We start from the raw sequence: 15,564 nt of genomic DNA on the forward strand, positions 1-15,564 counted from the left end.
AGGTGGTCGCGGTGAGCGGGATCAGCACTCGCGCCACGACCACGAAGCCCGCCGACGACATCAAGGCGAGGATCGAGCAGTTCCGGCTCGGCGGACGTCCCGACGTCGCAGTGCTGTACCCCGACGTGTGCTTCGCCTCGTTGGAGGCTGTCGGGGACGTGCCTGTCTCGCTGCTGGTGGAGGCGGTGCTGGACTCATGGCGGCGCGAAGAGCGCTTGACGACTTCCGGTGGTTCCGGAGCCGACGCACCGTTCCCCTTGGCCTCCCTCGTGGTCTCGCGCGACGGCACGGCCGCGTTCCACCCGGAGCTGTCCAACCGCGAACCGGTGGAGATTCAGGTCTGGGCCGACGGTCGCGTGGTCGTCGAGATCGAGTTCCAGGGCGTGGACGTGACGACTGTGACGAGCGCGTGGGCCGACACCGCACGACGCGTGCTCGGCGCCTGGGCGGACTCGTTCGGCCTCCGCGTGCTCGATGTGATCAACGATCGAGCGCGTTCGCTCGCTGATGTATGGAACGCGACCTTTGCCCTGGATGTGGGGGGCTCATCGATCGCCGACGTCGTGGTGATGGGGGAGCGGGCGGTACGCACGGCCGAGTTGTCCATGACCGGATGGGGCGGCGAGCAGGACGTTCAGCGGTTGCTCGCGGACGGCGACCCCCACGCCGTGCTCGGCTGGAAGCCCTCAGCGGTGCTGGAGTTCTGGAGTGGCCCACCGACACCGCGGGAGTCGGATCTGTTCGCCGCGGACATATGCGCTCTGGCGAACTCGACGCGGGGCGGGGCCATCGTGATCGGGGTGGCCACACGGGCGTCGGGTCTGCCGTACCTCACACCGTTCCCGGCCGGCCACCACGTCTCCGCGCTGACCGCCGTGGTGCAGGATCAGGTGTATCCGCTGCCCGAGCGCGTCGATGTTCGATTCCTCTCGGGACACTCCGTCGAGGATGAGGACCGTGGAATCATTGTCGTACGGATTCCCCCACAGGATCATCTCCTGCGGCCGTTCCTGCTCACACCGTGCACCCCGACCGGCCCGGAGGGTCACGGGAACACCGGTTTGTGGGTCGCGATGGTGGAACGGGAAGGCGCCGAGACCGTGACGCGGAGCGTGGCCGCGCTGCACGCCGCGATCGCGGCCGGAACCGCACTGCTGCGTGGCGACGCTAGAACGTGGGCGGAGTGATCACCCAGATCGCGACGAGGTCCTCCTCGCCCACGCTTTCCCAGGAATGCGGGATCGTGCTGGGGAAATAGATGGAATCACGCGCGTTCAACACGTACTCGCGGCCGCGGAAATCGAACTTCATCGCACCGGAGATGACGACCCCTGCTTCCTCGCCTTCGTGCACGTGAGGGTGGCCCCCGCTGTGCTCACCCGGCGCCGCCTCGACCCAGATGATCTCCATGCGCTTCTGGAGGTTCGGGGAGAGTAACTCGTTGGCGATCTGGGTGCCCGGGTAGACGATTCGGCGTCGCGCCCCGGCGCGCATCACCGAGATCTCGCTGTCCCCGTTGGTGAGGCTGTGGTCGGTCGAACTCTCCAGCAGCGCGCCCACGGAGAAGTCCAGCGCGGCCACGAGCGATTTCAGACTGGACAGAGTGGGATTGGCGACGCCTCGCTCGACCTGGCTGACGAAGCTCGTCGACACACCGGCCAGCTCCGCGAGTTTGGCCAGACTCATTCCCTTGGCCTGCCGGCGTTCGCGGATGATGGCACCGAGTTCGGCGGCGTCCAGCCCGCTTTCGCCGTGCGCCATAGCGCGAAGACTAGCCGCTGGCGTCACGCCGTCCAAACCGGCCGGCCGAGGGGGCGGCGCGGGTTCGGTGCGGCCGTCATGAAGCGCTGTCCCCAGTCCGGATCACGCCCTGTCTGGATCATCCTGCACGTCGATCGCGGGACGCGCTCTCAGGGATGCAGTGCATCTCAGGGGCCGTCCAGTCCCAGCGCGGCGACCGGGCAGCTCCCGATCGCCAGCCGGACGCGCTCCAGGTCCTCGTCCGGGACCTCCTTTCGGAGCAACACGACCCGTTCGTCGTCCTCGTCGAGGTCGAAGTAGTCCTCGGCCTCGAAGACGCAGTTCCCGTAGCCCTCGCACAGCTCGAGGTCCACTCGGAGATGGCGCATCGGCGATCACGTCCCCTCAGAGAGAGACCTACACTAGCAGTACCAACACGTGCATCCTCAGTACAGAGAAGAGATCCGCCTCGTCGGGCACCAGCGATGCGGCGCGGGCGCTCCGAGCAGGGGACAATCGTTCCGGCCCCACGACTCGGTCCGCCCAGGCGGGCGACACCGGCCCTCGCTGTGACACTTGACACCCAGAGGTTCGGATGGTGTCATGCACTGACAGTGCAAATACGTCGTCGAGGGAGCACTCTGTGACTGTGCCGATTGTGTCACCGGACCGGCACTCGCCCCGTCAGCGGCACTCCAAGGCGCTCGACGTGGCTCGGCGTGGGCTGCGGATGGTGCGCGATCACACGAACGACCAGGCCTCGGACGTGTACGAGCAGCCGACCGATCGGTACCTCGATGAGGAGCGGTTCGCGCGGGAGAAGGAGCTGCTGTTCCGTCGACGGCCGGTGTTCGCCGGGCTCAGTGTCGAATGGCCGACCCCGGGCTCCTACAAGACGCTCAACCTTCCGGGCTGCCCCGTGGTGATCGCCCGCCAGGCCGACGGGAGCCTCCGTGCGTTCGTCAACGTCTGCCTCCATCGCGGGGCCAACGTGGCCCACGACGCGGGTTCGGCACGCACCTTCGTCTGCAAGTTCCATGGCTGGGCCTACGCTCTCGACGGGACGCTCACCAAGGTTCGCGGCGGCGACAACTTCGGCCGACTCGACCCCACGTGCAGTGGGCTGCCGGCGGTGCCGGTGGCTGAGAAGTACGGCATGGTCTTCGTGCGCGGCACGAAGGTGGCTGACGGCGGCGAGCCGATCGATGTCGACGAATTCCTCTGCGGGCTGGCGCCGCAGTTCGCCGAGTGGGGATTCGACTCCGGGCTCGAGGCCCCGGCGATCCATCCGCCGGTGGTCACCGGGTCCAACTGGAAGCTGGCGGTCGACGGCTATCTCGAGCCGTACCACTTCGCGTCGCTGCACAAGACCACGGTGGCGCGCTACAACAACTCCAATCAGGCGACGTTCGACACCTATGGGCCCCATGTGCTGAGTGGGTTCCTGGGGCGCAGGGTCAGCGAGCTCGCCGGTCGGCCTGAGCAGGATTGGCCGGTGATGCGCCACGTGCAGCTAATCTACACTATATTTCCGAACGTCATCCTCTCGGTGATGCAGGACCACGTCGAGTACTCGCTCCTTCTGCCGGGCCGCGGCGTCGCGGAGAACATCATGCACCACAACTACTTCGCCTACAGCGACTGGGTCGCGGAGGACATCCACGAGAAGCGGTTCAACAACACGCAATGGATTCTCACTGCCGAGGACATCCCCATGGCGGAGGAGGCCCACGAGAATATCGCGGAGGGGGCTCTGTCGCACTTCTATTTCGGTCGCAACGAGCCTGCGTTGCAGCATTTCCATAAGATGGTAGAAATCGAGCTCGCCACGGCCACGTCGAACGCCTGAGGTCATACCCGCGCGCCGCTGTCATTCAGCGTCCGGTGCGCTCCATATTCAGCGACAGGGGAGAAGTCACGGTGTCGACCATGCCTGATCACGACCACGTCGTTCCTCCACTGAACTACAGCGACAAACTGTACTTCGGGCCCACGACGAACGACCTGCACGAAGGCATTGACACGAATAGGATGCGCGAGGATCGGGCCGCGCGCATGCGCGGGATCATGCGCGCGGCGAATGTCCCGGCGATCTTGGTCACCGGTGCCGAGAACGTCCGCTACCTGTGCGGCTTCCACTGGTCGGAGTTTCAGCTCCAGGCGGGATACGCCCTGTTCTTCGTCGATCACGCACCGGTCGTGTGGGCGCCCGCCGGGTCCTACCATCAGATGCCCGACCAGTCGCCCTGGGTGACGGAGTGGCGCATCGCCCGCTCCTGGCTCGAAGGCCCGGTCCCGAACTCGGCCGCGGAGGCGGAGTCGAAGCTGTTCGCCGAGGGGATCGCCGCGGAGCTGGCCGAACGCGGCCTCGGGCAGGAAGTTCTGGCCGTCAGTGAGTTCGGCCCCCGCGCGCTGGCGGCGCTGCACGCCTACGGGATCACCACGGTCGACGGGCTCCCGCTGCTCATGGAAAGCGCTCGCATCAAGACCCGCGACGAGATCAACTGTTTGAAGATGGTCGCATCGATCAGCTCGTCGGGCTTCCAACGTGCGCTCGAGGTCCTGCGTCCCGGGGTGCTCCAGTCTGCAGTGGCCAAGGAGGTCAAGCGAGCCGTCGAGGACGCAGGCTCGGAGTTCGGAGCGTCGAAGGTCATGTCGGGCCCGCTCGCGTTCGAACGGGGCATCAGCAGCAGCGACCGACGGGTCGAGTGGGGCGACCTCGCTTATGTCCTCACCTGCGGAAGCTCCTATCTGGGCTACACTGCCTGCCTCTATCGTCAGTTCATCGTCGGCCGCAAGCCGACCAGCGCCGAGGCGGGTTGGTACGACACGCTGCGCGACCGACTGGATTCGGTCATCGGCGAGCTGCGGCCGGGACGGTCCACTGCCGATGCCGCGAAGCATTTCGCGCCGGCGAGCAAGTGGGGATACGCCGACGAGGCCGAACTGCTCACCATCGAGTTCGGTCATGGCATCGGACTCGTCAACGCCGGGTCGCGATTCGTGCACTACAACCCGCCGATCATCAACCGGCAATGGTCATTCGACCACCCCGAGGAGATCGAACCCGGCATGGTCATCGCTGTCGAAGGCATCGAGGGCGAGCACCGCAAGGCCGGTGTCCGCCTCGAGACGATGGTCGTGATCACCGACGACGGCCCGGAGGCTCTGGACTTCTACCCGCGACACGAGATCATCGGTGCTGGTGTCTTCTGACGCGACGGCCCGGGCGCCGCACTGGTCGGATGCCGCGCCCGAGACCGTCGCTCCGGGTGTGTACAGGCTCCCTCTCCCGCTGCCGGATGAGCTCGCTGCGGTCAACGTCTACGTCCTGGACGGCCGCGAGGGGCTGACGCTCATCGACGCGGGCCAGGCGCTACGGCGGTGCCGGACGCGGCTGACCACCTCCCTGCAGGAGCTCGGCGCGGGCCTGGCCGACGTTCGGAGCTTTCTCGTCACCCACGCGCACCGCGACCATTACACCCTGGCGGTGCAGCTCCGGGAGGAGTTCGGTACGTCCGTCCGGCTCGGCATACGAGAGGCGGCGTCGTTGACCGCGGCCGGGGATCCCGGCTGGCACGCCTTCACTTCCCAGCTCGCGATCCTGCGACGCTCAGGGGCGGAGGCGTTGGCGGAGGAGATCGCGACGGAGGCCCGCAACGGCGGGATGGACTCATCGCTGTGGCGGCCGCCGGACAGCTGGGTGATCGACGACGAGGTGATCGACGCGGGCGACCGACGGCTTCGCGCGGTGTCCACGCCGGGGCACACCCAAGGTCATCTCGTCTACCATGACGAGGACGCTGGCCTCCTGTTCGCAGGTGATCACGTCCTGCCCCACATCACCCCGTCGATCGGTCTCGAGCCGGTCCCCGGGCGGTCGCCCCTGGCCGACTTCCTCGGGTCGTTGCGCCGGGTACGCCGGATGCCGGATGCCAAGCTCCTTCCCGCGCACGGACCGGTCGCGCCCTCCAGCCATGTGCGCGTCGACGAGCTGCTCGACCATCACGATGATCGACTTGCTCGGACACTCGCCGCGGTGTGCGGGGGTGACGACCATGCGTTCGCGGTCGCCCGGCGGCTGCGATGGACCTCGCGTCACATCGAGTTCGCGACGCTACCCGCCTTCCACCGGATGCTCGCCGTCATCGAGACCGTCGCGCATCTGCAGGTGCTGGTGGAGCAACGACGGGTGGAGGAGCAGATCGTGGACGGGATCGTGCGCTTCGTCCCGACGGCGGAGGTGAGCTGGTGAGCCGAGCTCTCCTGGCAGGGGTCCGGGTGCTCGACCTGTCGACGTTCTCGCCGGTGCGGTTCGGCACAACCGTGCTCGCCGACCTCGGGGCCGACGTCATCCAGGTGGACCGGCCCGCCGCTGCGTTCCGTGAAGACGTCCCCCTGCTCACGTCGACCGAGCATCCCCGATGGATGTGGCACAGCCGGAACAAGCGCAGTCTGGGGCTCGATCTCCGCCGCGACGGCGCCCGTGAGCTGCTCCTGCGTCTCCTGCCGCGGACCGATGTGGTCATCGAAGGCTTCGCCGTCGGCGTCGCGGCCCGCCTCGGCGTCGACTACACAACCCTCTCGAGGGCCAAGCCGGACCTCGTGTACGCCTCGGTCACCGGTTTCGGTCAGTCCGGTCCGAACGCGGCGATGCCGGGACACGAGATGAGCTACCAGGCGATGGGGGGAATCACGGCTTCGATGGCCGCGGCGGGTGTGCCCGCCATCCTCCCGCTTCCCGTGAGCGACTCGGTGGCGAGCCTCTACGCCGTCGTGGGTGTCCTCGCCGCGCTTCAACGGCGGGACGCGACCGGGCGCGGCGCCTACCTCGACATCGCCATCCAGGACGCCGTGATCTCACTCCTCGGCTACCCGGCGCAGTACCTGTGGCGTCAGGGCATCGAGGATCCCACGGAGATCGACGAATTCGGTGGCTCCCCGACGAGCTCTCCGTACTCGACGTCGGACGGAAAGGTGGTCGTTCTCGGAGCGGTGGAGCCGTGGGTGTGGCGCCGCTTCTGCAAGTACGTCGAGCGGCCCGACCTGATCGATTTCAGGGCGGACCGCGAGAGCCGCGAGTCGGTACGGCATGCACTCGTGACACTGTTCGGCGAGCGGACACGGGAGGAGTGGATGGCGGCGAGCGCCGCCCACGATCTCGCCCTCACCCCGGCGCTGAGCCTTCCCGAGCTGCTCGCGGACGAGCACGTGCGCCATCGCGGACTCGTCGACGACGTCGCACATCCCTCCCTGGGTGCTGTGCCGCAGGTCGGTACACCGGTGCACGTCGACGGCAGCCCGACCGTCGCGGAGTCGTTCGCCGTGCCTGGCAGCCACACCCGGGAGCTGCTCGCCGAGCTCGACCTCGAGTCGGCGATGCAGGAGTCGCTGTATGCGTCCGGCGCCGTCTTCGGTGATGGACCGCCCCCGTCAGGATGACGACGGCCGTGGGACCCGACGCGGCGGTGTCCCCTGCCACCCCCGCTCCTTGGATCGAGGGACGGGAGTGTGCCCGCCCGGCTCGACCTCGGTCACCACGCCTGTGCGCCGTAGAGGGCCGCGACCGGGCAGATGTCGATGGCCTGCTCGACGATCGCCTCGTCGCCCGGCTCGGGCTGGTCACGGAGGACGACGACGGTTCCGCTGGCGCTGTCCTGGTCGAAGTATTTCTCGGCGACCTCGACGCAATTGCCCGCGCCGATGCACCGCTCGTGGTGCGCCCCGATGCGGCTGGTGCTCATCAGTTCTCCTCCGACTGTTCCGCGGACGTTTGCTCGTCTCTACTGAGGACCGTAGATCGTCAAGCCGATGTCGTGCGGCCGTCGGCCGCGACCGTGGCGATCTCGTCGGGGGCGTTCCCGTTGCTGAGCGAGTAGCGCTTCAGCGCCACCGCGCACACCGTCGAGACCGCGGCCGTGAGGATGAGGTAGAGCGCGACGACGCTGAACGACTCGAATTGGGCGTACAGCCACGTCGCGATCATCGGGGTCAGAGCTCCGCCCAGCACCACACCCACCTGCACGCCGATACCTGCACCGCTGTAGCGAAGCTCAGCGCTGAACAGGTCGGTGAAGAACGCGGCCTGCGGCCCGAAGCTGGCGGAGAAGAGAATCAGGCCGACGCACAGCGCGAAGGCGATCAGTGCCGGCTCCGCGGTGTTGACGAGAAGGAAGGCGGGAAAGACCCACGCTCCGGTGAGAACGACGCCGGCGATGAACGTCTGCCGATGTCCGTACCGATCCGACAGCGCAGCGAAGAGAACAAGCGCTGGGATCATCACAGCGGCGGCGAGCGCTGTAGCGCCAGTGATCGTGGCCTTCGAGACGCCCAGGACCGTCGAGCCGTAGGAAAGCATGTACGCGGAGTAGAAGTAGAACCCGGAGCCGAGGACGGTTGCCGTCCCCGCGAGCAGTGCCACCGTCGCCGTGTTGCGACGGAACACGGTCGAGACGGGCGACGTCGGCGCACCGCCCTTTTCCTGCACCTGCTGAACGGCGACCGGTTCGCTCATCCGGAACTTGACGTAGAAGGCCACTCCCGCCAGGACGATGCTCAGCAAGAAGGGAACTCTCCAGCCCCACGACAGGAACTCCTGCTCTGTCGTACCCACTGTGACGACGAGGAAGACCCCATTGGCCAGGAGGAGGCCGAGTGGGGTGCCCAGAGCGCCGAGGCTCCCGTAGAGACCCATCCGTCCCTTCGGAGCGTTCTCGGTGGCGACGAGGTTGGCACCAGCCCACATACCTCCGATCGCCACCCCCTGCAGGATGCGCAGCGTGACGAGCAGGACCGGTGCCACGGCACCGATACTGCCGGCCGTGGGCAGCAGGCCGATCACTGTCGTTCCTACGCCCATCAGCAGCATCGCAGGCACCAACGCCCGCTTCCTGCCGTACCTGTCGCCGAGGTGGCCGAAGACAACGGCACCAAGGGGCCGAGCGAGAATACCCACTGCGAAGGTGCTGAACGCCAGGAGTGTCCCGATCAACGGAGTCTGGCTCGGGAAGAAGAGCGTGTTGAAGACCAGAGCTGCAGCCGTGCTGTAGATGAAGAAGTCGTACCACTCCAGCGTAGGTCCGAACACGCAGGCAACCATGAGCTTCCGGAGCGGTGTCCGAGAGGTCGTGCCAGGGACCGTACTCGTCATCGTGCTGCCTCCAGGGATGACGTTGTGGTGTCTCGAGTCAGAGCGTGGTGGCAGCGCCGGCGCACCTGTTGTCGAGTGTCCCGATGCGATTGGTGGCCACCGATCCTCCCGGCGTCGGTCACGGAAGGGGATTGCGCAACGAGTCAGGACAGAAGGACCGGCATCTCCTCGACCCCATAGATCAGTGCATTCTTGAACCTGAGTTCCTCGCGGTCCACCGCGAGGCGCAGGTCGGGGAATCGGGTGAACAAGCGAGCGAACACCGCTTGGAGCTCGACCCGTGCCAGCGGCTGGCCGAGGCACTGATGGACCCCGTAGCCGAAGGCAAGGTGTCCCCGCGCGTCGCGGTGGATGTCGAACTGCTCCGGCTCGGGGAAGATCTCTGGGTCGTGATTGGCCGCCTGGATGGGTGCGATCACACCGTCGCCGGCATGGATGCACTTTCCACCGATCTCGATGTCATCGGTCGACAGTCGAAAGGCGACGTGGTGGGCGACGCTGAGGTATCGCAGCAGCTCCTCGACGACCTTCGGCGCCAGGTCGGGATCGGCCTTGAGCTCGGCGAGCTGCTCCGGGTTGTCCAGGAGCAGCAGCGTGCCGAGGGAGATCATGTTCGCGGTGGTGTCGAAGCCGCCGACGAGGAGCAGGTGGAGCATGTGCTGCAGCTCGGGCCGAGAGAGTCCACCGGTCTGCATCTGCTCACGAATCAGGCGACTGACCAGGTCGGTGCCGAGGTTGTGCTGGCGCTCCTCGATGAGACGGTCGAAGTAGTCGAGCGCATCCGCACCCGCTTTGGCCGCGACTTCCGGGGTGCTGTCGAGGCTCATCCATGTGTTGACGCGATCCAGGAAGAACTCACTGTGGTCACGGGGTAGGTCGAGGAGTTCCGTGATCACGTTGGCCGGGATGGGTTGGGCCAGCGCGGTCACCAGGTCGACGGGCCCATCGACCGCCTCGATCTCGTTGAACACCCGGTCGAGGAGATCATCGAGGTAGGGACGGAGCTTCCGGACCTGTTTGATCATGAAGTCGGCCGCGAGCATGGAGCGGTGCTCGTCGTGACGAGGAGGATCCAGCCTCGGGAGGGATTTCTGGCCACTGCGCTGCGCGACCACCGTGGCGCTCGACTGGGGAAAGCCCTCCCTGGACGTGTCGGAGGAAAGTCGCGCGTCGCCGAGCAGCTGGCGGATGTCGCCGTACCGAGTGGCCAGCCAGGCGCTGGCACCATTCCAGAGCGTCACCTCGGTGATCGGTTTGTTCGCACGCAGCTCGGCGAACGCCGGCGGAGGCGACAAAGGGCAGGTGCGAGGGAAAGGCCACGATGGCTGCTCCGTCGCGTCGCTCGTCATTGAAGCCTCCGTCCGTCGTCGGCGTGGGCCGAATCGCTTCGATTGATGCTAACTGATCGCATAGATCAAGAACAGGGTCATCTTCAGTAGCCCTTGCCCGTCGTCCACCCGCCATCGACGAGAAGGGTCGCGCCGTTGATGAAGCGGGCCGCGTCGCTGCAGAGGAAGACCACCGGTCCGGCGATGTCGTCGGGAACGCCCCAACCGCGCACGGGGGTGTTCGCCACGATCAGGTCGCTGAACTCCGGGGCGGAGAAGTAGTGGCTGTTCAGCGGGGTCTCGATGATTCCGGGAGCCACGGCGTTGCAGCGCACCCCTGTCGGGCCGAGCTCGAGGGCTGCTGATTTGGTGAGCATCGCCAGGCCGGCCTTCGAGACGTTGTAGGCCACGCGGTCGCCGAAGGCGAGGTCGCTGGCCGTCGACGTGGTGTTGACGATCGTGCCGTGTGCGCTGCGGCGGAGAAGCTCGGCGGAGGCCTGGATGAGCAGGTACGGCGCCGTGAGGTTGATCGCGAGGGTGCGCTGCCAGTCCTCCAACGGATGCTCGACGAGAGGGTGAACCGATCGGACGCCGGCGTTGTTCACGAGGATGTCGAGACCGCCGAAGTGGGCAGCGACCCTCGCTGGAAGGCCCTGCACGACAGTCTGATCCTCCAGATCGGCCGGGAACGCCGCGGCTGACGCGTCGAGCTCGGAGGCCAGCGATGTGAGCGCGTTACCCGGCAGGTCGACCAGTGCCACCTGGGCGCCGGCGCTGCAGAGTTGTCGGGCGATCGATGCCCCCAACCCACCCGCTGCGCCCGTCAGGAGGGCCACCCGACCGTGCAGTTCGTCCGCCATCAGGTCTGCTCCGCCGGCACGGGCCGTACTGCGTCGAGCTCGACGCCGTCGAGCACCTGCTTCCTGAAGCGGTTCACCCGCGTCCCGGCGTTGATCCCGGCCACGGCCACGAGTCGTCCTCGCACGCCGTACCCGACCATGAGTGTGTCTCCGTCCGACTCCAGGACGACGAGATCGTCGTAGCCGCTCGTGGATCCGATGCTCTGGATGCGCATGCCGAACTGGTCTGACCAGAAGTAGGGAGCGCTGGAGAACCCGCCCGGGTCGTGCACACCCAGAAGGCGACGAGCGGCGTACGTGCCCTGTTCGATGGCGTTGGTCCAGTGCTCGATCCGCATCCGTCGCCCGTAGAGCGGGTTCCACCACGAGGCGACGTCGCCGGCTGCGACGGCGAAGGAGACGCCGTCGACCGCACAGGTGGCGTCGCACCGCACTCCGGGGTCCAGGACGACTCCCGAGCCCTCCAGCCACTCCGTGGCCGGTGAGGATCCCGTGGCGAAGAGGACGAGCGAGGTCGGCAGTCGTGTCCCGTCGGAGAGGACGACGGCCTCGACTGCGCCGTCGGCGCCGAGGTCGAGATGCTCCATCCCCACCCCGCATCGCAGGTCGACGCCCCGCCCTCGATGCAGGCCGGCGACGTGGTCGGCGAACAGCGGTCCGAACACCCGCTCCAAGGGTCGCTTCTCGACCTCGACCACGACGACGTTCTTGCCGAGTGCGAGTGCTACTGCAGCGACCTCCAAGCCGATGAAACCTGCCCCGATGATGACGATGGCGTCGGAGTCGTCGAGCTCGTGACGCAGGGCGGAGGCGTCGCTCATGGTCCGGAGCGTGTGCACACCTCGCGGACGCTCGAGCAACGGCACGGGCCGCGCTCTGGCCCCGCTGGCGATCACCAGCCCGTCGAAGTGGAGCTCTCGACCGCCACGGCCGTCGCGCGCGTGGACGACGCGGCGCGCGGCGTCCAACCGCTCCGCGGCGATGCCGGAGGCGCGATCGAGCTCGAGATCATCGGGCCATCGGACCGCGACCGTCTCACCGTCGTACGTGCCGTTGAGCAGACCCTTGGAGACCTCCGGGCGACGGTACGGCCCGTCGTGCTCAGCATCGAGGACACGGATGGGGCCGTCATGGCCCAGGCGTCGGAGCTCCCGAGCCGACGCCAGTCCGGCTTGCGAAGCGCCGACCACGAGGATCTCCCGGATCGTTGCGGCCTGCTCCGTTGCCTGCACGGTCTCTCCTCGGTGCTCTCTGCGACGCGGCATGACGATCTGTCGCCGCCCTGGGCAGCGCCGTTCGGCCTAGGCATCGGGGCGCAGCAGGGCGATCAGCTCGCCGACGTGCTCCACATCCTCGAGTCGATCGACCAGCGCGATGACCTGGGCGGCCCGCGCCGGCCCGAGGTACAGGCCGACGTGCTCGAGGAAGCGCTCCCGGACCAGGTCGGTCTCGGCGTGCAGGACGCCGGAGACGTCCTCGTCGAGGATCGACTGTGTCCCGTCCTGCCACTCGACGACCACGGATACGGAGCCGTCGGTGGGCGCCAGCTCGACCCGTTCGGCGAGGTCGACGACTTCGTCGTCGGCGAACGAGCTGCGGAAGTAGTCGGGGTCGTCGACGGCTCGGCCCAACAACGCCGCCGCAGCGGTGAAACGAGCCGACATCTGAGCGGTGAGCATGTTGGGGTAAGGCGGGCCCGCGGAGACTCCGGGGCTGTTGAGTCCGTTCGTCCCGGAGCTGGGGCGGCGGACGATGAGTCGACGGACCGCAGCGGGGTCGACGTTCTTCGGCGCGGAGTCGACGATGAGCGCCAAGGTCTCCTGGTTCTGCAGGCACGCGGCGAAGCGCTTGGTGCCTACGCCCACGACGGTGAGCTGGTGGGCCTGGGCGATCGCGCCAGGGTCCCCGTCGGACCCCGCGTAGGTGGCGAAGAAGCCGAACTCGCCATCGAGTGCACCGGTGGCGGTGGTGGCGCCCGCGAGGGCGAGTCGCGCCGCGAGCAGTCCGTTGCGGGCCGACACACCGGCGTGGATATAGGGCTCCATGGTGCCCTCGAGGATGCCCTGGGTGGATCCCGCGGCCATGTTGGAGCCGAGCGCGACGGCGGCCTCGACGGCCTGGAGATCTCCTCGCCAGACGGCTGTCGACGCGACCGCAGCCCCGATCGGACCCATGACGCCGATCGGCCGGAAACGGCGGCGGACGATCTCGGTAGGTGCGGCCGCGCCGATACGGCCGACCGCCTCATAACCGGCGATGATTCCGAGCAGGAGAGACAGCCCGCTCGCGGCGGTCATCTCCGCCGCAGCCAGGGCCGCGGGGATGACGTACGTCCCGGGATGGCTGCCGCCATGCAGTCCTCCCGGCCCGCAGTCCTCCTGCAGGCTGCTGTGCCCGGCCACACCGTTGACGAACGCGGCGTCGGGACCGGTGAGTCGCTCAGCACGCCCGAGGACCAGGCACCCGTCGTTCGTCGGCGAGAAGACGCGGCTGGCGACCTCGACACTCGGCGCGCGCCGAGCGCTGATCGAGTTCCGGATCGCGTGCAGCAGCCGCAGCTTGGCGTACTCGAGCACCTGATCGGGAACGGCGCCGGCCGCGATCTCGTGCAGACGCGCCGCGAGCTCGCCTGTCATGCGACACGACCGCGGGCGATCGGAGGTCGCGGTCACCACAGCTCCTCCGGTGCCGTGCCGGCCCGAGCGAGCACCAGGCGGGAGACCCGGTAATCGGGCAGCGTCACGACCTTTCCCTCGACCACGGCCGCTGGTTCACCTCGCGCGATGGCGTCGTCATAAGCACGGCACACGACCTCGGCGCGCGCCACCTCCTCGTCGGTCGGGGTGAACGCGTCGTTGATGAGCGGGAGATGAGCCGGGGAGACCGCAATGCAGGCCGTGAAGCCGGAGTCGGCCCAGGAGCGCACGAACCGAGCGATCTTCTCGTGGTCCTTGTAGTCGGGGATCAGGGTCCCCCCGGTGGCGAAGAGTCCGTTGGCGGCGGCCGCCAGCGCGATCTTGGTACGGACGTAGTCCGTGGTCGGTGGGTAGAGTCCGTCGCCCTCATCGGTGAACGGGCGGGCGCCGACGTCGGCGGCGAAGTCGACGTAACCGAAGTGCAGCCCCACGACGTCCGGGACGGCTGCGATCCGCCGGAGGTCCAGGACCGCACCCGCAGTCTCGATCATGACGTGCAGCTCCCGCGAGCGCCCGGCCGACGCCAGGATGCCCCTGACCTCGGCGAGTTCCTCGGCGTCCTGCACCTTCGGGTAACAGACGAGGAAGTCCCCGTCGGCGGCGCCGAGGGCCTCGAGGTCCGGACGTCCCCACTCTGTGGCCAGGTTGTTGACGCGCACGATCACGTGCCGGTCACCGAAATAGCTCGGCTCGCGGAGAGCCTCGACGATGCGGGTCCGCGCTTCGGGCTTCGTGCTCGGCGTTGCGGAGTCCTCGAGGTCGAGCATGATCGCGTCGGCGGAGCTGTCGGGTATCTTGGCCCAGAATTTCGGATTGAGGATCGGAACCTCGAGGAGGCTCCTCATGCGGGCGAAGCGGCGGCGGGCGTCCGTCGTCGACGCCGGAACTGTCCGGGTCATCGTCACGCCTGCAGCTTGAGGAATTCGGAGAGGACTGCGATGAACTCCTCGGGCTGTTCCCGGGGGACGTAGTGGCCGGTCTCGAACCAGCGCACGGCCGCGTTCGGCATGACCGCGAGCATCTTGTCGACCACCTCCTCGTCGAGCACGTTGCTGCGCCGCCCGACCAGGAGCTGCGTGGGCATCGTGAGCCGCTCGGACATCTGCCAGAGGTACTCGACGTCGGGGAGACTCACGGAGCCGGTGATCCATTGGACGTCCGGATCGGCCTTCGGGACGAGTTTGCCGGCCCAGTTCCGTCGGAGCTGGTAGCGCACGTGGAGATCGATGAAGTCCGCGCGCCACTCGGGGTGGAACCCGAGGTAGAACTCGCGTGCCTCGTCCTCGTCGCGGAAGCCACGGAGGTTGGTGGTCGCACGGATGAAATCGCGCATCGCCACGGCACCCGAGGCGCTGTTGGCCGGCCCGGCGTCGGAGAGGGAGAGGCTGGCGACGGTCTCCGGGCGCTCGCCGGCCACGGCGATGGCCACGCGCACGCCCGCTGAGTGCCCGACGAGATGGACCGGCCCCAGACCGAGGGCAGCGATCAGTCCGTGCACGTCGCCGGCCATCGAGCGGACTCGATACCCTGACGCGGACCAGTCGCTGTCCCCGTGACCGCGCAAGTCCATGGCGATCACGTGGTAGCTGTCCGCGAGTTCGGCCGCGATCGGATCCCAGGTGTGGCACTGGACGTTGAGTCCGTGCAGGAGGATCACCGGCGGCGCCGCGGGAGAGCCCCACTCCGTGTAGTGGATGCGAAGCCCTGCGAGCTCCAGCCAGCCGTCCTCGAACCACTGCCGCGACATGGTCGTCCTCCGCTATCTATACGATTCATGCGCACCATAGACA

15 protein-coding genes are annotated in these 15,564 nt (G+C 67.6%); 5 read left to right on the plus strand and 10 right to left on the minus strand.

Going from position 1 to position 15,564, the window contains the following annotated elements; translation table 11 throughout:
• The first annotated feature begins 11 nt into the window (after positions 1 to 11).
• The gene (locus tag AC2A1K_RS04550; RefSeq protein WP_483895138.1) at positions 12 to 1,187 is read left to right on the plus strand and encodes an AlbA family DNA-binding domain-containing protein; all 1,176 of its coding nucleotides are present in this window, start codon (positions 12 to 14) and stop codon (positions 1,185 to 1,187) included.
• Here the strand turns inward: AC2A1K_RS04550 and AC2A1K_RS04555 are convergent.
• Complete coding sequence (locus AC2A1K_RS04555) at positions 1,168 to 1,761, minus strand: helix-turn-helix domain-containing protein (RefSeq protein ID WP_483895139.1); 594 nt, start codon at positions 1,759 to 1,761, stop codon at positions 1,168 to 1,170. The two genes, AC2A1K_RS04550 and AC2A1K_RS04555, sit on opposite strands and share 20 nt — an antisense overlap.
• A gap of 167 nt (positions 1,762 to 1,928) precedes the next feature.
• Complete coding sequence (locus tag AC2A1K_RS04560; RefSeq protein WP_483895140.1) at positions 1,929 to 2,129, minus strand: ferredoxin; 201 nt, start codon at positions 2,127 to 2,129, stop codon at positions 1,929 to 1,931.
• Between the two features lie 254 nt (positions 2,130 to 2,383).
• Between AC2A1K_RS04560 and AC2A1K_RS04565 the strand changes: the two genes are divergently transcribed.
• The 4 genes from AC2A1K_RS04565 (at position 2,384) to AC2A1K_RS04580 (ending at position 7,182) form a co-directional block, all read left to right on the plus strand.
• Positions 2,384 to 3,589, plus strand: coding sequence for an aromatic ring-hydroxylating oxygenase subunit alpha (locus AC2A1K_RS04565; protein ID WP_483895141.1), 1,206 nt, complete (start codon positions 2,384 to 2,386; stop codon positions 3,587 to 3,589).
• An 80-nt stretch (positions 3,590 to 3,669) separates the two neighbouring features.
• Entirely contained in the window at positions 3,670 to 4,956 is a 1,287-nt protein-coding gene (locus AC2A1K_RS04570) for a M24 family metallopeptidase (RefSeq protein ID WP_483895142.1), read from the plus strand.
• A 58-nt stretch (positions 4,957 to 5,014) separates the two neighbouring features.
• On the plus strand, positions 5,015 to 5,995 hold the full coding sequence (locus AC2A1K_RS04575; protein ID WP_483895143.1) for an MBL fold metallo-hydrolase: 981 nt from the start codon (positions 5,015 to 5,017) through the stop codon (positions 5,993 to 5,995).
• Positions 5,992 to 7,182, plus strand: coding sequence for a CaiB/BaiF CoA transferase family protein (locus AC2A1K_RS04580; RefSeq protein ID WP_483895144.1), 1,191 nt, complete (start codon positions 5,992 to 5,994; stop codon positions 7,180 to 7,182). The genes AC2A1K_RS04575 and AC2A1K_RS04580 overlap by 4 nt, the downstream gene beginning before the upstream one ends.
• Positions 7,183 to 7,274: 92 nt before the next feature.
• Here AC2A1K_RS04580 and AC2A1K_RS04585 read toward each other — a convergent pair whose 3' ends face one another.
• From AC2A1K_RS04585 to AC2A1K_RS04620, 8 genes are all read right to left on the minus strand, one after another.
• Positions 7,275 to 7,484 carry a ferredoxin gene (locus AC2A1K_RS04585; RefSeq protein WP_483895145.1) on the minus strand — a complete coding sequence of 70 codons (210 nt, stop codon included), beginning with the start codon at positions 7,482 to 7,484 and terminating at the stop codon, positions 7,275 to 7,277.
• Between the two features lie 59 nt (positions 7,485 to 7,543).
• Positions 7,544 to 8,827: an MFS transporter gene (locus AC2A1K_RS04590; protein ID WP_483895146.1), complete on the minus strand. Its 1,284-nt coding sequence runs from the start codon at positions 8,825 to 8,827 to the stop codon at positions 7,544 to 7,546.
• A gap of 206 nt (positions 8,828 to 9,033) precedes the next feature.
• Positions 9,034 to 10,239 carry a cytochrome P450 gene (locus tag AC2A1K_RS04595; protein ID WP_483895147.1) on the minus strand — a complete coding sequence of 402 codons (1,206 nt, stop codon included), beginning with the start codon at positions 10,237 to 10,239 and terminating at the stop codon, positions 9,034 to 9,036.
• Positions 10,240 to 10,322: 83 nt separating this feature from the next.
• Entirely contained in the window at positions 10,323 to 11,078 is a 756-nt protein-coding gene (locus tag AC2A1K_RS04600) for an SDR family NAD(P)-dependent oxidoreductase (protein ID WP_483895148.1), read from the minus strand.
• Entirely contained in the window at positions 11,078 to 12,310 is a 1,233-nt protein-coding gene (locus tag AC2A1K_RS04605) for an NAD(P)/FAD-dependent oxidoreductase (protein WP_483895149.1), read from the minus strand. The genes AC2A1K_RS04600 and AC2A1K_RS04605 overlap by 1 nt, the downstream gene beginning before the upstream one ends.
• Positions 12,311 to 12,379: 69 nt before the next feature.
• Entirely contained in the window at positions 12,380 to 13,714 is a 1,335-nt protein-coding gene (locus tag AC2A1K_RS04610; RefSeq protein ID WP_483895150.1) for an MmgE/PrpD family protein, read from the minus strand.
• Between the two features lie 32 nt (positions 13,715 to 13,746).
• Positions 13,747 to 14,673, minus strand: a complete 927-nt coding sequence (locus tag AC2A1K_RS04615) for an HpcH/HpaI aldolase/citrate lyase family protein (RefSeq protein ID WP_483895151.1) — start codon at positions 14,671 to 14,673, stop codon at positions 13,747 to 13,749.
• Positions 14,674 to 14,675: 2 nt separating this feature from the next.
• On the minus strand, positions 14,676 to 15,521 hold the full coding sequence (locus AC2A1K_RS04620; protein ID WP_483895152.1) for an alpha/beta fold hydrolase: 846 nt from the start codon (positions 15,519 to 15,521) through the stop codon (positions 14,676 to 14,678).
• Positions 15,522 to 15,564 lie beyond the last annotated feature (43 nt).

Source organism: Actinomycetospora sp. 2LY8.5 (assembly GCF_057180585.1).